The organism is Avibacterium sp. 21-599, assembly GCF_026226765.1.
In the GTDB taxonomy this organism is placed as follows: domain Bacteria; phylum Pseudomonadota; class Gammaproteobacteria; order Enterobacterales; family Pasteurellaceae; genus Avibacterium.
Window position 1 is genome coordinate 699359 of record NZ_JAKKOB010000001.1, and the last position, 23897, is coordinate 723255.

Annotated in this window: 19 protein-coding genes; 12 read left to right on the forward strand and 7 right to left on the reverse strand. The window is 40.6% G+C overall.

Annotation, left to right across the window (positions count from 1 at the left end; translation table 11 throughout):
* Positions 1-6: 6 nt before the first annotated feature.
* The 3 genes from tamB to murJ all read right to left on the reverse strand — a co-directional run bounded on the left by tamB (position 7) and on the right by murJ (position 7461).
* A complete protein-coding gene (tamB, locus tag L5B83_RS03450) occupies positions 7-4002 on the reverse strand; it encodes an autotransporter assembly complex protein TamB (protein ID WP_442780620.1) in 3996 nt (1331 codons plus the stop codon).
* A 9-nt stretch (positions 4003-4011) separates the two neighbouring features.
* A complete protein-coding gene (tamA, locus tag L5B83_RS03455) occupies positions 4012-5775 on the reverse strand; it encodes an autotransporter assembly complex protein TamA (RefSeq protein WP_265777590.1) in 1764 nt (587 codons plus the stop codon).
* 114 nt (positions 5776-5889) lie between these two features.
* Positions 5890-7461, reverse strand: a complete 1572-nt coding sequence (gene murJ / locus L5B83_RS03460) for a murein biosynthesis integral membrane protein MurJ (RefSeq protein WP_265777591.1) — start codon at positions 7459-7461, stop codon at positions 5890-5892.
* Between the two features lie 271 nt (positions 7462-7732).
* Between murJ and rpsT the strand changes: the two genes are divergently transcribed.
* The gene (rpsT, locus tag L5B83_RS03465; protein ID WP_265777592.1) at positions 7733-7996 is read left to right on the forward strand and encodes a 30S ribosomal protein S20; all 264 of its coding nucleotides are present in this window, start codon (positions 7733-7735) and stop codon (positions 7994-7996) included.
* A gap of 55 nt (positions 7997-8051) precedes the next feature.
* On the opposite strand, the gene L5B83_RS03470 is transcribed toward rpsT, so the two are convergent.
* A complete protein-coding gene (locus L5B83_RS03470) occupies positions 8052-8738 on the reverse strand; it encodes a YtjB family periplasmic protein (RefSeq protein WP_265762516.1) in 687 nt (228 codons plus the stop codon).
* Positions 8739-8851: 113 nt separating this feature from the next.
* On the opposite strand from L5B83_RS03470, the gene serB reads away from it, so the two are divergent.
* The 3 genes from serB to def all read left to right on the forward strand — a co-directional run bounded on the left by serB (position 8852) and on the right by def (position 10956).
* Positions 8852-9811 carry a phosphoserine phosphatase gene (gene serB, locus L5B83_RS03475; protein WP_265777594.1) on the forward strand — a complete coding sequence of 320 codons (960 nt, stop codon included), beginning with the start codon at positions 8852-8854 and terminating at the stop codon, positions 9809-9811.
* Between the two features lie 2 nt (positions 9812-9813).
* Positions 9814-10305 carry a YajQ family cyclic di-GMP-binding protein gene (locus L5B83_RS03480; RefSeq protein WP_250351617.1) on the forward strand — a complete coding sequence of 164 codons (492 nt, stop codon included), beginning with the start codon at positions 9814-9816 and terminating at the stop codon, positions 10303-10305.
* Positions 10306-10449: 144 nt separating this feature from the next.
* A complete protein-coding gene (gene def / locus L5B83_RS03485; protein ID WP_265777595.1) occupies positions 10450-10956 on the forward strand; it encodes a peptide deformylase in 507 nt (168 codons plus the stop codon).
* A gap of 109 nt (positions 10957-11065) precedes the next feature.
* On the opposite strand, the gene L5B83_RS03490 is transcribed toward def, so the two are convergent.
* Together L5B83_RS03490 and L5B83_RS03495 are read right to left on the reverse strand one after the other, a co-directional pair.
* Positions 11066-11560 (reverse strand): YfbU family protein, encoded by a 495-nt coding sequence (locus tag L5B83_RS03490; protein ID WP_250363901.1) that lies wholly within the window; start codon positions 11558-11560, stop codon positions 11066-11068.
* 17 nt (positions 11561-11577) lie between these two features.
* Positions 11578-12318 carry an MlaA family lipoprotein gene (locus L5B83_RS03495; protein ID WP_250351372.1) on the reverse strand — a complete coding sequence of 247 codons (741 nt, stop codon included), beginning with the start codon at positions 12316-12318 and terminating at the stop codon, positions 11578-11580.
* 312 nt (positions 12319-12630) lie between these two features.
* Between L5B83_RS03495 and carA the strand changes: the two genes are divergently transcribed.
* The 4 genes from carA to L5B83_RS03515 all read left to right on the forward strand — a co-directional run bounded on the left by carA (position 12631) and on the right by L5B83_RS03515 (position 19378).
* Positions 12631-13764, forward strand: a complete 1134-nt coding sequence (gene carA / locus L5B83_RS03500) for a glutamine-hydrolyzing carbamoyl-phosphate synthase small subunit (RefSeq protein WP_265777596.1) — start codon at positions 12631-12633, stop codon at positions 13762-13764.
* Between the two features lie 60 nt (positions 13765-13824).
* The gene (locus L5B83_RS03505; protein ID WP_265777597.1) at positions 13825-14394 is read left to right on the forward strand and encodes a hypothetical protein; all 570 of its coding nucleotides are present in this window, start codon (positions 13825-13827) and stop codon (positions 14392-14394) included.
* A 34-nt stretch (positions 14395-14428) separates the two neighbouring features.
* A complete protein-coding gene (gene carB / locus L5B83_RS03510; RefSeq protein ID WP_265777598.1) occupies positions 14429-17641 on the forward strand; it encodes a carbamoyl-phosphate synthase large subunit in 3213 nt (1070 codons plus the stop codon).
* A 441-nt stretch (positions 17642-18082) separates the two neighbouring features.
* A complete protein-coding gene (locus L5B83_RS03515; protein ID WP_250351375.1) occupies positions 18083-19378 on the forward strand; it encodes an ammonium transporter in 1296 nt (431 codons plus the stop codon).
* 214 nt (positions 19379-19592) lie between these two features.
* Here L5B83_RS03515 and L5B83_RS03520 read toward each other — a convergent pair whose 3' ends face one another.
* Entirely contained in the window at positions 19593-20408 is an 816-nt protein-coding gene (locus L5B83_RS03520; RefSeq protein WP_250351376.1) for an IclR family transcriptional regulator, read from the reverse strand.
* Positions 20409-20642: 234 nt separating this feature from the next.
* Here L5B83_RS03520 and yiaK point away from each other — a divergent pair, with 234 nt between their 5' ends.
* The 4 genes from yiaK to L5B83_RS03540 are packed head-to-tail and all read left to right on the forward strand — an operon-like array spanning position 20643 to position 23897.
* Positions 20643-21641, forward strand: a complete 999-nt coding sequence (gene yiaK, locus L5B83_RS03525; protein ID WP_265777599.1) for a 3-dehydro-L-gulonate 2-dehydrogenase — start codon at positions 20643-20645, stop codon at positions 21639-21641.
* A gap of 23 nt (positions 21642-21664) precedes the next feature.
* Positions 21665-22129, forward strand: a complete 465-nt coding sequence (locus tag L5B83_RS03530; protein ID WP_265777600.1) for a YhcH/YjgK/YiaL family protein — start codon at positions 21665-21667, stop codon at positions 22127-22129.
* Positions 22130-22137: 8 nt separating this feature from the next.
* Positions 22138-22620: a TRAP transporter small permease gene (locus L5B83_RS03535; protein ID WP_265777601.1), complete on the forward strand. Its 483-nt coding sequence runs from the start codon at positions 22138-22140 to the stop codon at positions 22618-22620.
* Positions 22617-23897, forward strand: a complete 1281-nt coding sequence (locus L5B83_RS03540) for a TRAP transporter large permease subunit (RefSeq protein WP_250351380.1) — start codon at positions 22617-22619, stop codon at positions 23895-23897. Before L5B83_RS03535 ends, L5B83_RS03540 begins: the two co-directional genes overlap by 4 nt.

The following is a 23897-nucleotide window of genomic DNA, read 5'->3' on the forward strand; positions in this document are numbered from 1 at the left end:
ATTGCCCTAAAATTCAAAATGATAAAGTAGATCAAAGGCTTGATTTACCCCTGAAACAGATTGTAAATAAAGCTGTGGTAACAATTTGTAGCGTACCGTAAATTCAGCTAGGCCGTCAAATAAGCCCACACCGTATTTAAGCTGTAGGCGTGGGGTAATGTTACCGCTGACAGTCACTTTTGAACTATCGCCCACCCCTTGCGTGCCTAGACTGAGGTTTTGAACGCCAAAGGCCTCACCAATTCCGCCAACCAATTTTCCACTTTTTGCTAAGCCCATACCAAGTAATGCCGCGCCAATCGAACCACCCGAACCGGCCTCTCCACTATTTTCTAGTGAACGCCCTGTTAGTAAATAAGAAAGGGCTTCATCTTGTGAACTTGCTGGATCAGAAAACACGGTAACTTGTGGCGCTGTCGCTAAGCCGATCACTTTTACCCCAGCGGTAATGTTGCTATTTTCCATCGCCGTTGGATTGCGAATCGCCTCAATATTTAACATCGGCTGGGAAGGCAAGCCAGAAAAACTAATTTGTCCTTTACGGATTAATAAATCTTGCCCATAGGCGGCATAGCGTCCATTTTTGAGATAAATTTGCCCGAATAACCCCAATTTTCCTTTATCTTGTTTAACTGAAAGCAAGCCGTTTAAGCTCGTATTTAAGCCGTAAGCGTTGAGGGTAACATCATTACCAATACTAATTTTCAAATCAGAACGAATCTCCATACCACTTTTCGTACGTGCTTTAATTTCACCGTTTTTTAGCCCCACTTTGGTTTTATCCGGGCCGTCTAAAATCACTTCATCGCGACTCACCGCAACGGCGCTGTCTGGTAATTGTTCAATGGCAATTCTTGCCCAAGGAATATCGACTGTACCAGAAATATCTAGTAGTTTTGGATTGGCGTTGAGTTCTACATTTGGGCTAATTTTTAATTTTGCCATTGATGGAATATTCACATTAAAGCGATCCGCTTTCGCCTGCACGTGGGTGTTCCAATGATCTATATCCTTCCAATCGGCGTTGCCCGTAATGTCTAAACGGCTTTCGGGACTTTCCACATAGCCTTGTAACGTCGAACGATTGCCGGCAAAACGCATAGATAAATTGCCATCTTTAATAGTAAATGGCAGAGATTTCATCGTTGCAGTGAGATGGTTTACATCAAAATTACCGTGAATCAGTGGGCTATTGAGATTGCCACCGAAAGTTAAGTCGGCTGCAATTTCACCCTTTACCTTTTCACCACTGGAAAGCAGTTGATTGGCTAAATTGAGGTTTAAACGATGAATACTCAAGCTTCCTCCTAAGGTACGAGATTTGGCTAAATCTTGTAATTTTAGGTTGCTGGTCACTCGCCCCTGATCCGCTAAATCAATGGCGGAATTTAAATTTAGGTTGTTGTTTTCCATTTGTGCGTTAATATCCACTTTTGGAATGGCAAGGTTAAAGGTGCGATAATCAATTTTCTGCGCCACAGATAAATGATTGCCCGTTACTTGCACATTCAGCTTAAGTGGTTTATCACTAAACCACGCCACCGATCCCTGACTTTGTAATTGCCCTTTGATCTGCGTTTGGTTTTGTTCTTTATCTAATAATTTGTTGATTAGTGCTAAATCTAATTTACGCACTTGGAATGGCACCTCACCGTTTTTTCCAGCGGTGAAAGTTTGTGGAAAACACAGTTCAATATCACTGTTTAACCAACAATGTGAGGAAACGGTAGCTGCAATCTTATTTTGATTATAATTTACAGTAATTCCTTGATTTGTCTGCCATTTCCCAACAGGTGATTGAATATCTATGCCGCTAATTTGTCCTTTCCAGTTTTGTGAAGTGCGGTCGAAATTTCCCACAATTTTTAGATTGGCTGCCACGGGTTTGCCTTGTGATTGCAGTTGTAGTTGGTGATTTTTTTCATCGCCCGATAACGCAAGGGTTGCTTGGTTAATGGCTACATCAGCGTATTTCAAGCCAGCGACATTGGCGTTTAACTCACCGCTAATGATTTGATGTGAGCGAATATCCCCTTTAATCGCGAATTTATTCAGCTGTAATTGTTGGAAGCGAATATTGTTACCTGTTAAATCCACGCTTAAATTTGGCTCGCGAATATCCCCTTTTAATTTGGCATAACCAAATAAGGTGGCAGAAAGTTCAGGCAATAAACCACGTAAATTTGGTGCGTGAATATCAAGAGATAAATCGGATTGTTGGCTAATTTCCCCTTGCATTGCAATGCGGTTTTCACCGTAATTAAGTAACAGATTTGGCACACTTAACCATTTGGTGCTATCCGCACTCAGTTTCCCTTTTAGGCTTAATGGCTGGCGTGAAAGCGTACCGTTAATCGTTAAATCTGGTACTTGAATAGCCCAATTTTGCCCGTCAATTTGTCCTTGTGAGCTGAAATTGCCTGACAACAACGCTGGCATTGATGGTAAATATGGGGTGAGATTTAATTGTGAAAAATCCACCGCACTTTGCCATTGCCCCCCTTTTTGCCAGTTTACTTCACCGCTTAGATGAGCATTACCTTGTAAGGCATTAAGTTCAAATTGCTCAATGCTTACCTGCCAAAGTTTACCGTGAAGTTGGCTTGTCAGCTGTGTCTTTGGGGCGCCCATTCCTGAAAGCTCTGCATTAAGCTGAGCGTGGTAAGCAAGCAAATCTCCGTTGAGATTAAGCATAACATTTTGTACTTTGAGTGGATCTTTTGCTTTTTTATCAAAAGGATACTGTAAGTTTTTACTCGTTAATTTGAGATCAAAAGGTGTTTTTTCTTGGTTGAGTGCGACATTCCCCACCAGCTCTGCATTAATATCCCCTTTGCTTTGCAAATGAAGTTGCGTTTGCCCACGCAATTTTCCAGAAAGTTGCACATTGAGATCTGCTTGTGGGATTGTTAATGGTGCATAGCCTTTCAGGTGGCTGTTAAGTTGAAAATTAAGAGGAAAATCTTCATCCAGTTGCATTGTGCCTTGCCCTTCTAGCGTTCCTACTGAGCTTATGATATTCAGGCTCTGTAGTTGAATTTGATTGCCTGTGGCATCGGCTTTTATTTGTAACGAAGGGACATCAATCTGTTGTGTATCAGTGGATGTGGCTTCATTTTTCGCCGTGTTATTTTGGCGGTTAAAATGGGGTTGATATTGCCAGTTTTTACCTTGAATATCCGTAATATGCAAATCGAAAGGCAGTTCAATTTTGCTTAAATGGGCAAGCAATGCGGGGGTAAGTGTCTGTTCTAGCTGTTGCCAATCAATGGCTTGCATCGTTGGCTTGGTTGATTTTATCGCGGTTTTTTCTGCGTTTTTTTCTTCTTCTGATAAGGCGTAAGTTTGCACTAACAAATCATTAATGAGTGTTGGTGCAAGGGTAAAACCACTTTCATTATTTAGGCTAAGTGCGGTGGAAAAATGAGCTAAATTGATTTGTGTTTGATCGATATTTAACGCTAAATCCTGCACTTGCACATTATCTACTTGTACTGCCACAGGGAGGTGGATTTTTTTCATTGGGCTAGGATTGTTATCCTTTTCTTCTGAAGGCGGAAGCCGTGAGGTATCAATCTGAATTTTCGGTTGTTGAATGCTGAGATCATTCAGGCAAATTTTGGCTTTTAACAAGCAAGCTAAATCCAGTTGCAGATGGGCTTGTTGAACTTGAGTATCGACGCCCTCTGACTGAAATTTCACATTATGCAGGGTGAGTCCATTTTGCAAGCCGCCTTCCACTTGCTCAATAGAAAGGCTATCCATAAGTTTATCGACAAGCTGAATAAGACCGCGCTGACCTTGGCTAGTCGCAAGAGTGGCAAGCAAGACAAAAATGGGTAAAAAAATTACCGCACTTAGGCATAGCAACATTCGCCATAGGGAACGTTTTTTCTTTGGTGAAGGGGATTGTTCCGTCTGATTTTCTCCGCTTTGCTGTTCAGCAGTTTGATGTTGTATCTCTTGGCTGGACGGCATGGTTTGTTGCGTTTCTTTTGTCATTTTTTCTGCCTATAATTCTGAACCTAACCCAATGTAAAATTGCACATTTTTACTCTTGTCTTTATCCCGAATGGGCGTGGCAATATCCAATTTTACTGCGCCAATCGGTGATGCCCAACGTACCCCGATGCCTGCGCCATAACGTAATTCATTAACGGAGTACGTATTTGCTGCAAGCCCTGTATCCGCAAAGGTGGCGAGCCACCAGTTTTCATAAACTTGGTATTGATATTCCAAACTTCCAGCCATAAGGTGAGTTCCCCCTATAAGCTGTCCATCAGAATTTTTAGGTGAGATTTTTTTATAACCGTAACCACGCACACTGCGATCGCCCCCAGCAAAAAAACGAAGTGCGGGTGGAATTTTCTCAATATTTTTGGTGTGCAACCAACCAATTTCACCTCGTAAAACAAATCGATGAGTATCGGCAAAGGTACGAATCCAAGCGCTAGAGGCTTGAATTTTTAAGAAATTTGCATCAGAAAGCCATAATTTACGTCCTAAATCCACCGTCAAACGCTGTGCATCGCCCCAAGTGGGGAATAATCCTCCTTTTAAGCGTGTTCGGCTGATTGAGCCTGTTGGGTAAACCAGCCACGTTCTATCAGAATGATCGGCTTGGGTAAAAGAATCATAACGTACACGTAATCCTAGTGCGTGTTGCCAGCCAGAAACGCGATTCCAATAACGTAATGCGGCAAAGGTGCCTGACGATGTTTCGGTATCATTTGTTTTTTCACGTTCATAACCGGTGGAAAATTCATAATAATAACGTAGGGGATTTTTTAACAATGGCATTTTATATACCGCTTCCACCGTTTGTTTCGGTGCAGAAGCATACAGATTAAAACGGAAGCTATGCCCACGACTGTTGATCCAAGGTTTTGTCCAGCCCCATTGGAAACGAGGTCCTACATCGGTGGAATAACCGATACCGAGATCCATCGCATTTTTTTTGCGTGGCGTGAGTAACACATCCACATCAACGATTTTGTTTTTTTCATCAAGGTGAGGTTGCACTAACACGGAGCTAAACCAGTTAGTCGAGGTATAATCATTGGTAAAGTTTGAGAGATCATTAATTAAATAAGGTTGCCCCTCTTTAATTTCCATCATATTACGCAAATAATCTTCGCGAATTTGTGAGCGTTCAAAGGTAAACTTGCCGAAGCGGTAACGTTCGCCACTATCAAAAATAATCTTCCACCAGCCTTGATAGGTGGAAGGGCGAACTAAAAGCTGGGAAACGTCAAAATCTGCATCAAAATAGCCTCGGGCTAGGGCTAATTGTTGTAATTCACTTTTGTAATCTTCGTATTTGGAGTGATAAAGCAATTCACCAAGTTTGGGTAATTTTTTATTCAATGCTTGAAAAGTGTCATCTTCCTTTGCTTGTCCCAAGATTTGAATATCCATTCCTGTCAGCAAAACAGGTTTACCTGCATTGACATCGGCGATGAGAACAGGGCGTTTTCCCCCTTTCGCAGGTTGCAAGGTGAAATCAATGTTAATGTTGTAATAGCCGTAAACGCGCAAGGCTTTTTTGATCGCTTCGCTCACAATATATTGATAGCGTTCTGAACCATCGGCTTCTTCAGGATCGATCATCTTGGTGTAAATATCCACATTCTCAATGGCTTTTACCCCTTTTACACCAATGACCTTGAGATCGACAGTATGCTCAGCGTAAACATTTAGACTGGTTAAAACACAAGTCGCCAGCAAACTCAGCACACTGAGTGAATGGCGTTTTTTCTGCTGTAATAATTTCATAATGTTCCCCAATAATCTTGTGTTAGTTTACGTTTTCGCAATGTGCTTCGCAAATATTCAACGCTAAAGTGCGGTATTTTTTAGTGAAATTTTTTGTTATTTTGATAATACTGTCTATGAATGCACTAAATGGCGTTTGCGGATGCCTAAAAGTAGCAAAGCACCGCCATAAATCAGTGCGGCGAGTGCGATGAGCCACACTAGCCAGTGAATACGCTGAAGCAATGCCATTTGTTGCCACTGAATTAAACTTGGGCAATAGTGCCAAATGACAGCCCCCATTATTAGCCCAGCGGTAAAAACTTTGACAAAAAACACCGCACTTTGTTTACTAAAGTGATACACATTGGCTTGCGCCAGACCACGGTAGAGTAAATAGGCATTTAAGGTGGCAGACATTGCCGATGCAATGGCAAGGCCAACATAACTAAATGGAATCGCAAGCAGGTTGAATGCCATATTGCTCACCATCGCAATAATACCGATTTTCACCGGCGTTTTGGTATCTTGACGGGCATAATAGCCATTGGCCAGAATTTTGATGAGCATAAAACTGAGTAACCCCATATTAAATGCCCATAAAGAATAAGACGCGGCTTGCACATCAGAAAATAAAAATTCACCGCGCATAAAGAGAACGAGTAACATTGGTTGGGCAAGTACTCCGATGCCAATCATTGCTGGCACGCCAAGCAATAAAATCATTCGTACTCCCCAATCCATCGTGTTACGGAAATCCAGCGCACTTTTTTCTGCATTATCTGTACGATTAACGTGGTGGCGCGCAAGTGTTGGCAAAATCACAGTAGAAATCGCAATACCAAATAACCCAAGAGGAAATTCAAGCAAGCGATCGGAATAATAAAGCCAGCTGATGGATCCTGTCATCAAGAAACTGGCGATAAAGGTATCAAGCAATAAATTGATTTGACTGACGGAAACCCCGAATAATGCTGGGAGCATCAGTGTGCGAATTTTTTTTACCCCTTCATCATTCCACGCCCATTTCGGTTTTACTAATAATCCCGCTTGTTTTAAAAAAGGCAATTGAAATAAAAACTGCAACAAACCACCAATAAAGATCCCAATGGCAAGCGCAAGATCTGGGCTGGCAGTGTGGGGGGCGAGGAAAAGGGCGGCGCAAATCATTGCAATATTAAGTAACACGGGCGAAAATGCCATTACACCAAATTTACCTAGCGTGTTTAAAATTGCCCCCGACAAGGCAACAAAGGTAATAAACCATAAATAAGGAAAGGTAATCTTGAGTAACAGAGAGGCTTGCTCAAATTTCACCCCATTTACCCCATCATTCAACCAATCAATAAACCAGCCCGTGCCGAAAATGGCGGCAACCACTGGAGAGAAAATCATCGCAAAGGCGGTAACAAGGGTGACTAAGCCCCCTAATGTTCCCGATACTTTACTGATAAATTGTTGCGTTTTGTTGAGATCACCTGTTTTTTGGTATTCTGCTAAGACAGGGACAAAGGCTTGGGAAAATGCCCCTTCAGCAAATAAACGGCGTAAAAAATTAGGGATACGGTTGGCGAAAAGGAACACATCAGCACTTAAACCCGCCCCAATAATGTGGGCGATAATCACATCTCGCACCAGTCCAAGCACGCGAGATAATAAAGTCATTGTACTGACGATAATGCCAGATTTTAATAATCGTTTACTCAAAATTGCTTTCTCATCAAGAAAAATTTGGCTTAATTGTATAGAAATTTCGTTTTTAAGCTATATTCTAGGCAAAAAAACTGATAAAATTCGCCCACATCGTTTCGGTGGGCTAATTTCAAGCCAAATTTTTAGCGAACGATGCAAATTTTCGGTTGTGTCTCACCGAGCCTCAGACAGTATTTAATAAATTGTTTTATTGACAATTGTATAGAGAAAAGGCATAGTTCACGCCTTTATTTGTAAATTCAACAGAAATTTTAGGAGTTTGACCTTGGCTAATATCAAGTCAGCTAAAAAACGCGCGATTCAATCAGAAAAACGTCGCCAACACAATGCAAGCCAACGCTCTATGATGCGTACTTACATTAAGAAAGTATATGCTGCAGTTGCTGCAGGTGAAAAAGCGGCTGCACAAGCGGCTTTCTTAGATATGCAAAAAGTTGTGGACCGTATGGCATCTAAAGGCTTAATCCACAAAAATAAAGCGGCAAATCACAAATCTAAATTATCTGCTCAAATTAAAAAATTAGCATAATTTAAGATTAAAAAATTTAGCAAAATCAAACCGCACTTTTAAAAGTGCGGTTTTTTTATGCTTTATTTTTAAATCGTCTGCGTTTGCGATGATAGGTTAAACGGTTTGTTGGAGAGGATGGCTTTTTAACCGGTTGTGAAAGCTCAAGTTGTTTGCGTTTCACTCTGCGATAACGGCTCAAAAAATAATGAATGGAACTGGCAAATAGCACGCCAGTGAGAAACACAATAATGATCTCACCGTAAAGACGGTTAAAAATCAGGTTGATTTTGCTTTGTGTCGTTTGTCCATATTTATTATTGAAGGTAACACGCAAAAAACCTTCTACCCCCTCAGAAGAATAAATCGGTTCAACAATTTGCTGATTGATGATTTCTTTTGCTGCGGGCTGATCAAGCCCTAATTGCAGACGTAATAATGAGGCATTGGAACTCTGTGCTAACAGCTCGCCCCGTTGAGAATAAACCGAGGCGTCAAGGATAAAATCTTCTTTCACAAAATTATCCAAGTTTTCGGTTAGTTGTTCTGATTTTGCATTATTGAGCAAGAGCATTGAAAATAAATTCGCTTGCTGACGCACTAATAAATGGGAAAGATTAGTGACTTGGTTAATACTGGCTAATTGTGATCCTAGCTTAAATTGCTGCACGCCGAATAAAATCACGCCCATTATGCCAAGGCAAAATAAGATGATGATAAAAATCATCGCAATTTTTAGTGCTTTTTCTTTAATAAGTTGCACGTTATTTTCCCCAAGATTTCACAAAATAAGCTAGAATAAGGCGTTATTTTAGTCTATTTATGATTGCACGACACAATAAATCGTAAAAATGCCGATAATTTACAGGATTTTCTATGCGAACACAAAATCTCAGTCAATTACAACAACACTATCCTAATCTACCTTGCCCGTGGCAAAGCGAACAACCTGCTTCCACAGGACAAGATTATTTTATGCTTTATGGTGAAACATTAAGTCTTGCCAAGTTACAGCAATTCCAACAAAAGTGCGGTGAAAATTTTATCATTTTTGACTATTGGCTCGAAGGGCATTATCTTGCAGTGCTATTACAAGGTCATTGGCAATCACAATGGCAAGCCTACGCACAGCAATTAGAGGTGGATATTGCATTACTCAATTTTTCTGCTCGTTTGCAGAAAAGAGGCTTATTAGTGATGGATATGGATTCCACCGCCATTCAAATTGAGTGTATTGATGAAATTGCGAAATTGGCTGGCACAGGTGAGCTGGTGTCTGAAATCACCGAGCAAGCAATGCGTGGTGAATTAGATTTTGAGCAAAGCTTGCGTCGCCGTGTCGCTACATTAAAAGGGGCGAAGGAAACAATTTTGCAACAAGTGCGAGAGAAATTACCACTCACCTCAGGTTTACGCGAAACCATTCAAGGTTTGCAAAAATATGGTTGGCGAACGGCAATTGCCTCAGGCGGCTTCACTTATTTTGCCGATTATTTAAAAGCCGAATTAGGGCTTGATGCAGCAGTTTCCAATCAATTTGAGATTGTGGACGGTGTTTTAACCGGTGAAGTACAAGGTCGCGTAGTGGATGCACAATATAAAGCGGAAACCTTGCGTCAATTAGCCGAACAATATGGCGTGCCAATGGAAAACACGGTTGCTATTGGTGATGGCGCGAATGATTTAGCAATGATGAACGTCGCAAATTTAGGGGTAGCATTCCACGCTAAACCGAAAGTGCAACAACAAGCACAAATTGTGGTAAACTTTGCCGACTTAACCGCACTGTTATGTATTTTAGGTGCGAATGACCGAATAACGAAAAACGAGGAGTAATGATGCCTTCATTTGATATTGTTTCTGAATTAGACGCACACGAAGTGCGTAATGCGGTAGAAAATGCCAACCGTGATTTAGCAAACCGTTGGGATTTCCGCAATGTGCCTTCTTCTATCGAACTAAACGAAAAAAATGAAACCATTAAAGTCGCAAGTGAATCGGATTTCCAAGTAGAGCAGTTGGTAGATATTTTGCGTAATGCCTGTATTAAGCGTGGCATTGATTCTGCATCATTGGCTATTCCTACTGAATACGAGCATAGCGGAAAAACCTTCAGCAAAGAAATTAAGCTGAAACAAGGGATCGAAACCGAGATGGCGAAAAAGCTCACTAAGTTGATCAAAGAATCTAAGCTCAAAGTGCAAACTCAAATTCAGGGAGAGCAAGTGCGTGTTACAGGAAAATCTCGTGATGACTTGCAAGCTGTGATTCAATTAGTGAAAAATGCCGAACTAGGGCAACCTTTCCAATTTAATAACTTCCGTGATTAAAAGGAAGATCATATTCGCTTAATGCCGCATATTTATGCGGCGCTTTTATTGGGTGAAAAACGCAATGTGCGGTTGTTTTTATTGGCGTTTTAGCGGAAAGCCGTTAAACTATGCCGACAGTTTTAGCAAAGGAATAATGAATTTATGGCATTACTTGATGTATTGATTTACCCCGATGAGCGCCTTAAAACCGTCGCGCAACCGGTGGAAACATTTGACCAAGAATTACACCAGTTGATTGAGAATATGTTTGAAACAATGTATCACGAACAAGGGATCGGCTTAGCAGCAACCCAAGTTGATGTACACCGTCGTGTGATTGTGATCGACATTGAAGGCACGAAAGAAAATCAAATTGTGTTAATTAACCCTGAAATTATCGAAAGTTCTGGCGAAACAGGCATTGAAGAAGGCTGTTTGTCTTTACCGGGAATGAATGGTTTTGTGCCACGTAAAGAAAAACTTACAGTACGCGCATTAGACAAAAATGGTAAAGATTTTTTACTTAATGCCGATGGCTTATTGGCGATCTGTATCCAGCACGAAATTGATCATTTAAATGGTATTGTTTTTGCGGATTATCTTTCTCCGCTTAAGCGTCAGCGTATGAAAGATAAATTAATCAAATTAAAAAAACAGCTTAAAAAATAGTCTTGGCTAGTGAGATTTTTATATGGTACAGGGATGTTGAGCCAGTGATTTTATCGTTGTTTCAACTAAAACAAGGGGCTAGATAGATTAGCCCCTTATTGTTAAGCAATTAAGCATTCAAAATTTTCTGAATTTCCGCCATACTTAAATGATATTCGTGTGGGCAGCTACGCCAAACTTCGAGCATTTTAATATATTTGTCCCACATTGGCGTTTGTGAATCACAGCCGTGTTCGCATTGCATAAATTCTGCGTATTTCCCTTCTGTGGTGGTGATAAAACGTAAGTAGTGAAGATATTTTTTCTCACGTACAGCACAGTAACCCGCAAATTGTAAGCGGTGTGGGGTTACAGTGGTTGTGTCGCCTAAGTTGTTATAAGAAACGTGTAAAGCATGATACATTTCAAGCGTATCTCGAACAGTTTGGCATTCTTGTTCTGAAAGATTAGAAAATTCTTTATCTAATTCTTTCAATTCTAGTCCAAATCCCCCTTTTACAATCGTTTCTAAACGGGCATATTTCGCGGCGTTATTTGGATCTAATAAGCCCATTAATTTATATTGATTAGCTAAAATTAAGCGCTGAGTTGAGGTCATTTCCATAGTATTTATTCCTATCATTAATCAATTTCTTTAAGTTCATCTTGTGAAAGGGTATTGCCTTTGGTTTCCACATTGCCGTCTTTAACGTGATATTCTAAGTTTTGGAAATAGGCTTCGCGGAAAGTAACATAAGGATCTTGCGATTGCTCTAATAATGCGTCTTTATCAAGCATTTTTGCGCGACTATCAATACCTTGAATACCCCATTTTAATAATCCCCAAGGACCTAGTAAAGACAGCATTGGGTAAGTGGTATCCACTAAATTACCTAGATCTTGACGAGGGGTGGCAGGCCCGTACATCGGCAACATTACATAAGTACCTGTTTCGACACCATAAGCCCCTAAGGTATCACCAAAACGGCGTTTTTCTTCTACGCGTAATGGTGGGCTGGCACTTGCCCAGTCAATTAAACCGCCTAAACCGAAAATACTGTTGATCCAGAAGCGATTGAAATGCACCATTGCTTTTTTAAATTCACCTTGCAATAAGCGGTTTACAAAACTGGCTGGTTCATCAAGATTATTCGCAACATTAATAATTCCTGTTTTAATAGGCTGTGGCACGTAATTTTTCCAACCTTTGGCAACTGGTTTCAGCACATAGGGATCGGCAACCTTATAGTTGAAATCCCACATTGCTCGGTTAAATCCTTCCAATGGATCTTTACGTTCTCCCGTTTGTGGATCGATTGTGGCACAGCCCGTGAGTAAAGCTGAACCAAGTACGAGTGAGACGACGAAAACGGATTTTTTCATAATATGCCCTGTGACTAAAAAATAAGATACATTGTAAACAACTTGGTGAAAATCTACAAAATAAATCAGAGAAAAATAAATTGCTTGCATTACAATGATTATTTATGCAATATTAATGAATAAATATATTTCTTATTCCTTGCGAATTTGCTTGAATATCGTGCTATTGTCTTTTAGAATTAGCCCGTTTAGCCTGTGAGCTAACCACCAATGCAATTTAGTACAACTGCAAAATAAAAGTGCGGTGTTTTTTTCGCTAAATTTCGGTTAATGAGCATTTGCAAGTGTTCACCTACAATTAAGGAGTTTTTTATGTCTAGTCCAGCAATTTTAGTATTGGCTGACGGCAGCGTTTTCCACGGCACATCTATTGGGGTGTCTGGCTCAACGACGGGAGAAGTGGTTTTTAATACCGCTATCACGGGTTATCAAGAAATTCTCACCGATCCTTCCTATTTTCAACAAATGGTTACCCTTACCTATCCCCATATTGGCAATACTGGTACCAATAATGAAGATCAAGAAAGCAATAAAGTCTATGCTAGTGGATTAATCATTCGTGATTTGCCTTTGTTACACAGTAATTTCCGTGCCAATCAAAGCCTTGCCGATTACCTAAAAGCAAATAATGTGGTCGCCATTGCTGATATTGATACACGCCGTCTTACCCGTCTTTTACGAGATAAAGGGGCGATGGCTGGCTGTATTATGGCAGGAGAGATCGATGAACAAAAAGCACTCGTGCTTGCACAAAGTTTCGGTTCTATGGCTGGCAAAGATCTTGCCCAACAGGTAACTTGCCAAGCACCTTATGAATGGACACAGGGAGAGTGGGCGTTAGGTAAAGGTTATCATTCACAGCCTGAACAAGAATATCATATTGTTGCTTATGATTTTGGCGTGAAGCACAATATTTTACGAATGCTTGCTGAACGCGGCTGTAAAATTACCGTTGTACCCGCTCACACAACCGCAGAACAAGTGTTAGCTTATCAGCCTGATGGCATTTTCTTATCCAACGGCCCCGGCGATCCTGAACCTTGTGATTATGCGATTCAAAATATTCAAACCTTATTGGCAAGTAAAAAGCCGATTTTTGGTATTTGCTTGGGGCATCAATTATTAGGCCTTGCGGTGGGCGGAAAAACTAAAAAAATGCCATTTGGCCACCACGGAGCCAACCACCCCGTGCAGGATTTGGATACGCAAAAAGTGTTCATCACCAGCCAAAACCACGGCTTTGAAGTGGACGAACACAGCCTGCCAAAAAACGTGAAAATAACCCACCGCTCTTTATTTGATCATTCCGTGCAAGGCATTGAGCTGACCGATCAAGTGGCATTCTCTTTCCAAGGCCACCCAGAAGCTAGCCCCGGCCCAAATGATGTTGCCTATTTGTTTGATAAGTTTGTGGCGGCGTTGAAAGCAAAATTTAAATTGACATAAATATTGAATAATATATATTTATTACATAAGTATTAATCATCTACCTTTTAGGTATGAAATATGTCTTGTAAAAATTTTTATGAAATTTATTGGAAGCTCTATGATAGAAACAAATTTTTAGAGATTCTTAGATTTGTCATTATTATTGCTGGGGGTATCAATTTCTTAGGTGCTGTAAGGTTTTTTATTAATTTAATTCTAAAGGAAGAATCTTCCTTATATACAGTATTATGTTTTATTGCAACGATCGCAACATTCTTTTTAGGATTTATTATTCCACTTCTATGTAAAGAAGTTAAGAATGTGTATATCGCTATCAAGGAAGAATTTTCGGCTAAACCTCGAAATTGTTTAAGAAGAATATATGTGGGTTTAGGTGGCCTTTTTGATGTATTATTTTTCGGGATTGTGTTTTTATATTGCTTTATAATATTTATCTTATCTCATCATTCTAAAATAAAATGTTTTCTAGATATAATTAATAATTACAAAGATTATGAGTTAATAGAAAAACTTATGTCATATTTTTCTCAAATAGTATTTCCATGGTGGTATATCTTTATACCAATATCTTTATTTCATTTGATAATTTTATATAAGGTTGTATATGTACCACCAAAAGAAATGTAAATAATAAACAGTAAATAGATATAAAATATTCGAAATGACAAAACGTACAGACATAAAGACAATATTAATTATCGGTGCTGGCCCGATTGTGATTGGGCAGGCTTGTGAATTTGACTACTCAGGCGCGCAGGCGTGTAAGGCGTTGCGTGAAGAAGGTTATAAAGTGGTGTTAGTGAATTCTAACCCCGCCACCATTATGACTGATCCTGATATGGCAGATGTAACCTACATTGAGCCAATTACTTGGCAAACGGTCGAAAAGATTATTGAAAAAGAGCGTCCCGATGCGATTTTACCCACAATGGGCGGGCAAACTGCCTTGAATTGTGCCTTAGATCTTTCTAAAAATGGCGTGTTGAAAAAATACGCTGTCGAACTGATTGGAGCAACGGAAGATGCTATTGATAAAGCAGAAGATCGTGGGCGCTTTAAAGAAGCAATGGAAAAAATTGGCTTAAATACGCCAAAATCTTTTGTTTGCCATACTTTTGAGGAAGCTTGGGTAGCTCAGGTCGAAGTCGGTTTTCCAACGTTAATCCGTCCGTCTTTCACTATGGGTGGTTCAGGGGGGGGCATAGCCTATAACCGAGATGAATTTATCGCCATTTGTGAACGGGGATTTGATGCCTCACCCACCCACGAGTTACTTATCGAACAATCGGTATTAGGCTGGAAAGAATACGAAATGGAAGTAGTTCGTGATAAAGCCGATAACTGTATTATCATCTGCTCCATTGAAAATTTTGATCCTATGGGCGTACATACGGGCGATTCTATCACCGTTGCACCCGCGCAAACTCTCACTGATAAAGAATATCAAATTATGCGTAATGCCAGCCTTGCTGTGTTGCGTGAAATTGGGGTGGATACAGGCGGTTCAAACGTGCAATTTGCCATTAATCCAGCCAATGGTGAAATGATTGTGATTGAAATGAATCCACGCGTGAGCCGTTCTTCTGCGCTGGCGTCTAAAGCGACAGGCTTCCCTATTGCAAAAGTGGCAGCCAAATTGGCGGTGGGTTATACGCTCAATGAATTGCGTAACGACATCACCGGTGGACTTATCCCTGCGTCTTTTGAACCGTCTATTGACTATGTGGTGACTAAAGTGCCACGTTTTGCCTTTGAGAAATTCCCTCAAGCAGACGATCGTTTAACCACGCAGATGAAATCCGTGGGCGAAGTAATGGCAATGGGGCGTACGTTCCAAGAAAGCTTGCAAAAAGCGTTACGAGGATTAGAAACGGGTATTTGTGGTTTCAATTTGCTGTCTGAAGCGCCTGAAAAAATACGCACCGAACTTGGTAACCCCGGGCCTAACCGCATTCTTTATGTTGCCGATGCTTTTGGCGCAGGCTTTAGCTTGGAAGAAGTACATCATTACTCGAAAATTGATCCTTGGTTTTTAGTACAGATCCAAGATTTAGTGAAAGAAGAATTAGCCTTAGAGCAAAAAACACTTGAACAATTAGACTATGCAGAGCTTCGCCGTTTAAAACGTAAAGGTTTTTCAGATAAACGTATTGCCCAATTAGTGAAAAGTAATGAAAGTGCGGTGCGAAATTTGCGTAAATCATTCAATCTGCACCCTGTCTATAAACGGGTTGATACCTGTGCTGGGGAATTTAAATCGGATACGGCTTATCTTTATTCTACTTATGAAGAAGAATGCGAGGCGAAACCCTCTGATCGTAAGAAAATTATGATTTTAGGTGGTGGACCAAACCGAATTGGGCAAGGCATTGAATTTGATTATTGTTGTGTCCATGCCGCACTTGCCTTGCGTGAAAGCGGTTTTGAAACCATTATGGTGAACTGTAACCCTGAAACGGTTTCTACCGATTTCGATACCTCAGATCGCCTTTATTTTGAACCGCTTACCCTTGAAGATGTGTTAGAAATCATTCACCTTGAACAGCCTGATGGCGTCATTGTGCATTATGGTGGTCAAACACCGCTAAAACTCGCGAACGCCCTTGCCGAAAATGGCGTGAACATTATTGGTACATCAGCGGACAGTATTGATGCCGCAGAAGATCGTGAACGCTTCCAACAAATCCTACAACAACTCGGCTTAAAACAACCGAATAACCGTACCGCAAGAAATGCCATAGAAGCAGTCAAATTGGCTGATGAAGTGGGCTATCCACTCGTGGTTCGTCCTTCTTATGTGCTAGGCGGACGTGCAATGCAAATCGTGTATAACGTGGAGGAACTCAACAAATATATGCGTGAAGCGGTGCAAGTTTCCGAAGATAGCCCAATTTTGCTTGATCATTTCTTAAATAATGCTATTGAAGTGGATGTGGATTGCATTTGTGATGGTGAACAGGTGGTCATCGGCGGGATTATGCAACATATTGAACAAGCAGGGATTCATAGTGGAGATAGTGCGTGTTCTCTGCCACCTTATTCCTTAAGTGCAGAGATTCAAGATGAAATCCGCCGGCAAACTGCAGCGATGGCAAAAGCATTAAATGTGGTGGGATTGATGAATGTTCAATTTGCTGTGCAAGAGGGCGTGATCTATGTCTTAGAAGTAAACCCTCGGGCAAGTCGTACTGTGCCATTTGTGAGTAAAGCCACAGGACGTCCATTAGCCAAAATTGCGGCGCGTGTAATGGCTGGCATCAGTTTGCAAACTCAACAAATTCAAGGTGAAATTCAACCGCACTTTTATTCTGTGAAAGAAGCGGTGTTCCCGTTTATAAAATTCCCGGGGGTAGATACCATTTTAGGCCCTGAAATGCGTTCAACAGGAGAAGTGATGGGCGTGGGCGAAACATTCGCAGAAGCGTTCATTAAAGCTCAGCTTGGCGCAGGGGAAAAAATCGCTAAAACAGGAAAAGTGTTTATTTCTGTTGATGACAAGGATAAGCCACGCTTATTGCCGATTGCGAAAGGATTACAAGAACAGGGATATGGTTTATGTGCAACCCTTGGGACAGCCAATTTCTTACGTGAAAACGGTATTTTTGCCCAAACGGTAAATAAAGTTCGCGAAGGGCGTCCACATATTGTGGATGCAATAAAAAATGGTGAGATTGCGATGATCATTAATACGGTAGGTAGTTTCCCTGAAAGCATTGAAGATAGCCATTCTATCCGTCGTAGTGCGTTGCAACAAAAAGTCTTTATTCAAACCACCTTGGCCGCGGCAGAAGCCTTAGTGCAAAGTATCGGCAATTTGCAAAATTACGAGGTGTATTCCTTACAATCCTTACAGACTATGCTAAAAAGACAGTAAATCATTTACTGGTCATTTAAATTCAAAAATAAGGCACTTTAATCAAAGTGCCTATTATTATGCTTTAAGGCAATAAGAGAAAACGGTACAACGAGCCAGTGGGATCTGGGTAAGGTGAAGGATAGGGATTAAGAAAGTCTTATCTTAGTTTGCAATGAAAAGGCTTATAAAATTAAGCCTCTGTTTTATGGCATCAGTAAATTTTTATCTACGAGATGAATACAAAATAAATAAAATTGGATTTCATATTGAAATACCATTCTATTTTTAATTTATTTTCATTCTTTTTTCTTTTTTATTTGACGAAATCTTTATTTTTCATTATTTTGTTATTTGTGATTTACCTGTTTGGTAATGGCATTTGTGGAAAGGGTGATAAAAACTTATCCCTCCAAAAGCAAGCAATAAAACGGCGATTTAACGCAATGAGAGGATATTAAAATGAAAAAATATAGTGGGTTATTAATGCTTTTATGCTTTCCCCTGACAGCAAAAGCCGTTGATTGGCTACAACCTTTTTCGGTCATCAATACTGGCGATACAGCTTGGATGATGCTATCGACGATTTTAGTGTTATTTATGACGATCCCGGGCTTGGCATTATTTTATGCTGGAATGGTGCGAAAAAAGAATATTTTATCCGTTATGGTGCAAAGTTTTGCTGCCTGTAGTTTAATTGCGGTAATTTGGTTTATATGTGGTTATAGCCTAGCCTTCACCCCAAATAACGCCTTTATTGGTGGATTTGATCGTCTCTTTTTGCAAGGGTTAAATGTACTCACCACAGAAGAAAAACTCACTGTCTATCCCGGAGCAAGCACAATTCCAGAGTCTGTTTTTATGCTATTTCAGATGGCCTTTGCCATCATTGCAGGCGCCATTATGACAGGGGCATTTGCCGAGCGAATGAAATTTAGTGCGGTGCTAATTTTTGTCGGTTTATGGACATTGCTGGTTTATGTTCCAACGGCGCACTGGGTATGGGGGATTGGCGGTTGGTTGGCTGAAGATGGGGTATTAGATTATGCCGGTGGAACAGTCATTCATATCAATGCGGGTGTAGCCGGATTATGTGCGGCAATTTTCATCGGAAAGCGTTATGGCTATGGAAAAGAAGTTATGGCGCCGCATAACCTCACCTTAACCCTCATTGGTTGTGCGATGTTATGGGTTGGCTGGTTTGGTTTTAATGCGGGATCTGCCTTAGCCGCAGATAGCCGTGCGGGAATGGCGCTTGCAACCACACAAATTTCTGCCGCCGTGGGGGCATTAACTTGGGTGCTTTGCGAAGTTGTCAGTAAATATAAACCCTCTGCATTAGGTCTTGCCTCAGGGGCAATAGCAGGATTAGTCGGGATAACCCCTGCTGCCGGCTTTGTACTACCACAAAGTGCGGTATGGATTGGTGCGATTACCAGTGTAATTTGTTTCTTTACTGTTACCAAACTGAAATACAAATTAGGCTACGATGATTCTCTTGATGCCTTTGGTATTCACGGAATGGGTGGCATTGCTGGGGCAATTTTAACGGGAATTTTTGTTTCGAGTGAAGTGACTGGAAATAATAACGCAAGCCTTTGGTTACAAATTGAAAGTGTCATTATTACTTTAGTGTATAGCAGTATTATCTCACTGCTTCTATTATGGATAATGAATAAATGTATGGATCTTCGTGTCACCTTAGATGAAGAACGCCAAGGTTTAGATCTAATTTCTCACGGCGAACGTTTGGAATAATCAGGGGCTTATCAGGAGCGTAGCTCCTGATTTTTTTTTATGCGTTTAACGTTGAAATTCTTCTTTCTGACTTGGGAGATGATTTATTTCCTTTTCCGTGTATTCACGCTTAATATTAGCAAGGGATACAGCTAACAGAAACACCCCTATCAGCCCTTAATCCATTGAGATATGGTTTCACTTTTATGGGCAAATCAAAGTGCGGTGCTTTTTTCTATTGTTTTTTCGGCTGTGGCAAGGCGTGATCTGGCTTATACCCTAATTCTTGTGAAATAAGCAACGCCGTTTTTTGAATTTCATTCAACAGATAGGGAATGCCTAATTGTTTTAATTTATAAGACGACATTGACACCGAAACGGCATAATCCACATTTCCTTGATAATTAAAAATCGGGCAGGCAACGCAAACAACGCCAATTTCATTTTCTTCACGATCCATTGCAAATTGCTCTTGTCGAATATCATTCAGTTCTTTTTCCATTAAAGGAAGATGGGTTACAGTATTTGCCGTGAGTGGTTTGATATTCTCGGCTTGGCTTTGCCAATAATGTGGCAGATAATCTTTATTTTTTTCATAGGCGAGATAAAGTTTACCCATCGCGGAACAATAAAGGGGTAAACGTTGCCCAATATAGGCCTGTGTTCTCAGCATTCCTGTTGTAGGTTCTAATTTATAGATCATAATGGCATAGTCGTTTTCCCGTTTAGAAAAATTCACGGTTTCGCCTAAGGTTAAATTCAGCGCTTCTAAATAAGGAGCGGCAATATTAATAATATTTAACGACATTAAGATTTTTTGCCCAATACTCAAGCATTTTGTAGTTAAACGATAATTGCCAGCGGTTGCCGTAGGCTGTACATAACCTTCACTTTGTAAGCCTTGTAATAATCTATGTACGGTACTTTTATTGAGCTGCGCAATCTCTGATAATTTTGCTAATGGGCAGCCATTCGGGTAATTGCTCAAAATTTCAAGTAATCTTAAACCACGACTTAAGCTCTGATTTCCATTGGATTTATCGTCTGACATAAGGTTGCTCCTCTCTTTTCTGTTAGCCAGAAGTATAATGAATTTTTACTTCCTTTTCTATTTCACATTGTGAAATATTATTTCTATTAATTGAGATGTAGATCACAATTCTAGAAAAATATTTTTAACACATTGATTTTTAATGGGTTTTATTTTCTCTTTAAGATTGACTTTCTACATAGCCATAATGTAACTTATGAAACATAATTTCACAATATGAAATAAGAGGTGAGTATGTTAGTTTCTTATAATGAGTTAAAAGCTGAATTTAAACGTGTGCTGCTTGCACGTAATGTCCGTGAAGAGATTGCCGAAGAATGCGCAACGGCCTTTGCAGATACCACGCAGGCGGGGGCTTATTCTCACGGCGTGAATCGTTTTCCACGTTTTATTCAACAACTAGAAAATGGCGACATTGTGCCAGAAGCCGTGCCGACCAAAGTGCTTTCTTTAGGGGCGGTTGAACAGTGGGATGCCCATCAGGCAATGGGGAATTTAACCGCTAAAAAAATGATGGATCGGGCAATGGAAATTGCCGATCAATATGGTATCGGCGTGGTGGCATTGCGTAACGCAAACCACTGGATGCGCGGAGGAAGTTACGGCTGGCAAGCTGCAGAGAAAGGTTATATCGGCATTTGCTGGACCAATGCACTGGCAGTAATGCCGCCTTGGGGAGCAAAAGAATGTCGAATTGGCACAAATCCTTTGATTGTTGCTGTCCCAACTAAGCCAATTACAATGGTAGATATGTCTTGTTCGATGTATTCCTACGGAATGTTAGAAGTTCACCGTTTAGCTGGACGACAAACATTTGTTGATGCTGGATTTGATGATGAAGGCAACTTAACGCGCGATCCTGCCACAGTAGAAAATAATCGTCGTTTATTACCAATGGGATTTTGGAAAGGGTCGGGATTATCTATCGTACTAGATATGATCGCCACCTTGCTTTCTAATGGGCTATCCACCGCTGCCGTGACAGAAGATAAAGATGATGAATACTGTGTTTCACAAGTGTTTATTGCTATCGAAGTGGATCGTCTTATTGATGGAAAAACCAAAGAAGAGAAACTCACACGTATTATGGATTATGTCCGTACTGCGGAACGTGCTGATCCTGAGGTGGCGATACGTCTGCCGGGACACGAATTTACCACGATTTTAGCGGAGAATAAAGCAAATGGCATTCCCGTTGATGATACGGTATGGGCAAAACTCAAAGCCTTATAAGCTGAAATAGAAGGAGTGACAGGATGTACTTTGGACATATTTCTAATGTAAATAATAATGGGTTTCCCGACGCGATTAACATTGCCTTGGCTTATCTAAAAAATACCGATTTTGACACCCTGCCTGCGGGTTGTTATGAAATTAAAGAGCGGTTGATTTTTGCCCAAGTTTTAGATCTCGAAACAAAGCCTAAATCTGAGATTTTGCCCGAAGTTCATCGCCGTTACCTTGATGTGCAATACCTACATTCAGGGCAAGAACGTATCGGTATTGCACCAGATCTTGGCAATAACCAGATTGCACAAGCGTACAATGCGGAAAGAGACATCCTGTTTTACCAAGATGCAGAAAATGAAAGTGAATTGATTATGCGAAAAGGGAATTTTGCTATTTTCTTTCCTGAAGACATTCATCGCCCTGCGTGTATTGATCAGCAATCCAGCAATATTCGTAAGGTTGTCGTCAAAATTGCAATCAGTGAGATTTGAGGTGAAAAATGAAATCTCTTGTCAATTTTATTCAAAAAACACTCAGCATTACCGTGGTGAGCATTCTTGCTACGATGTCGTGCTTAGTTTTTCTCAATGTGGTGTTACGTTATGGCTTCAACAGTAGCATTAACATTACCGAGGAAGTCTCTCGCTATTTATTTGTGTGGCTGACTTTCCTTGGCGCAATTTTAGCCTTTAATGATGATCAACACGTTCACGTAACGATTTTAACCCATAAGCTTTCTGCTTATCAGCGTCATCTTCTCAGTCTATTGACTGACGGACTTATGTTGTTCTGTTGCTATTTGATTATTCGCGGTGGTTGGACACAATTTGAGCTTAATTTAACCAATTATGCACCCATTTCTGGATTACCACAGGGGATCACCTACTTAGCAAGCGTTGTTGCTGGTGTCTTTATTGGCTTACTGCTAAGCATACGTTTAGTTGCAAACGTTCGTTTATTATTGAAAGGGGGCATTCAATGACCGTTATTATTTTCCTTTCTGTTTTACTCGGTGCAATTATTTTAGGTATTCCCGTTGCTTTCTCACTCTTAATTTGTGGGATTGCCTTGATGATCCATTTGGATTTATTTGATGCTCAAATTTTGGCACAACAAATTGTGAGCGGTGCAGATAGCTTTTCATTAATGGCTATTCCATTTTTTATTCTTGCCGGCGAAATTATGAATGAGGGCGGGTTGTCCAAACGCATTATTGATTTGCCAATGAAATTGGTCGGACATAAGCGTGGTGGGCTAGGGTTTGTTGCCATTTTAGCTGCAATGATTATGGCAAGTTTATCCGGCTCGGCGGTGGCGGATACCGCGGCAGTGGCAGCAATGTTATTACCAATGATGAAAACCACAGGCTACCCTTTAGGGCGTTCTGCGGGATTAATTGGTACGGCGGGTATTATTGCCCCGATCATTCCCCCTTCAATTCCGTTTATTGTGTTTGGCGTGGCGAGCGGGGTATCCATTACAAAACTCTTCTTAGCGGGTATCTTCCCCGGCGTATTAATGGGCTGTTGCCTAGCCGCACTGTGGTGGTGGCAAGCAAAACGGCTTAATTTAATGACATTTTCTAAAGCAACAAAACAAGAACTATGTATTTCCTTTAAAAACAGTGTATGGGCGTTGTTATTACCTGTCATTATTATTGGGGGATTCCGTTTAGGCATCTTCACCCCAACAGAAGCCGGGGCAGTCGCAACGTTCTACGCCTTGTTTGTGGCAGTATTTATCTATCGCGAACTGAAGATCAGCGCGTTATATAAAGTGTTATTTTCCGCAGCAAAAACAACCGGCGTGGTAATGTTTTTAGTGGCAGCTGCGAATGTAACGGGGTGGCTAATTACCGTTGCAGAGTTGCCTCAAATGATTACAGAGTTATTAGAACCTTTGATTAACTCACCAACCTTATTGCTGATTGTCATTATGCTGGTGGTATTTATTGTGGGTATGGTAATGGATTTAACCCCAACCGTGTTGATTTTAACCCCTGTGTTAATGCCACTAGTTGAAGAAGCGGGCATTGATCCCGTGTATTTCGGCGTGCTATTTATTTTAAATACGTCGATTGGGTTAATTACCCCACCTGTCGGTAATGTATTAAATGTGATTACGGGCGTGTCAAAACTGCCATTTGATGAAGCCGCAAAAGGCATTTTACCTTATATGTTAATGATGATTATTTTGCTCTTTGCTTTCATCTTTGTCCCTTCATTAATTTTAACGCCACTTTCGTGGATGCAACCTTAA

Coding starts and splice junctions, on each gene's coding strand:
- tamB (WP_442780620.1), bottom strand. CDS start 4,002: ATGACAAAAGAAACGCAACAAACCATGCCGTCCAGCCAAGAGATACAA.
- tamA (WP_265777590.1), bottom strand. CDS start 5,775: ATGAAATTATTACAGCAGAAAAAACGCCATTCACTCAGTGTGCTGAGT.
- serB (WP_265777594.1), top strand. CDS start 8,852: ATGCGAACACAAAATCTCAGTCAATTACAACAACACTATCCTAATCTA.
- L5B83_RS03480 (WP_250351617.1), top strand. CDS start 9,814: ATGCCTTCATTTGATATTGTTTCTGAATTAGACGCACACGAAGTGCGT.
- def (WP_265777595.1), top strand. CDS start 10,450: ATGGCATTACTTGATGTATTGATTTACCCCGATGAGCGCCTTAAAACC.
- L5B83_RS03490 (WP_250363901.1), bottom strand. CDS start 11,560: ATGGAAATGACCTCAACTCAGCGCTTAATTTTAGCTAATCAATATAAA.
- L5B83_RS03495 (WP_250351372.1), bottom strand. CDS start 12,318: ATGAAAAAATCCGTTTTCGTCGTCTCACTCGTACTTGGTTCAGCTTTA.
- carA (WP_265777596.1), top strand. CDS start 12,631: ATGTCTAGTCCAGCAATTTTAGTATTGGCTGACGGCAGCGTTTTCCAC.
- L5B83_RS03505 (WP_265777597.1), top strand. CDS start 13,825: ATGTCTTGTAAAAATTTTTATGAAATTTATTGGAAGCTCTATGATAGA.
- carB (WP_265777598.1), top strand. CDS start 14,429: ATGACAAAACGTACAGACATAAAGACAATATTAATTATCGGTGCTGGC.
- L5B83_RS03515 (WP_250351375.1), top strand. CDS start 18,083: ATGAAAAAATATAGTGGGTTATTAATGCTTTTATGCTTTCCCCTGACA.
- L5B83_RS03520 (WP_250351376.1), bottom strand. CDS start 20,408: ATGTCAGACGATAAATCCAATGGAAATCAGAGCTTAAGTCGTGGTTTA.
- yiaK (WP_265777599.1), top strand. CDS start 20,643: ATGTTAGTTTCTTATAATGAGTTAAAAGCTGAATTTAAACGTGTGCTG.
- L5B83_RS03530 (WP_265777600.1), top strand. CDS start 21,665: ATGTACTTTGGACATATTTCTAATGTAAATAATAATGGGTTTCCCGAC.
- L5B83_RS03535 (WP_265777601.1), top strand. CDS start 22,138: ATGAAATCTCTTGTCAATTTTATTCAAAAAACACTCAGCATTACCGTG.
- L5B83_RS03540 (WP_250351380.1), top strand. CDS start 22,617: ATGACCGTTATTATTTTCCTTTCTGTTTTACTCGGTGCAATTATTTTA.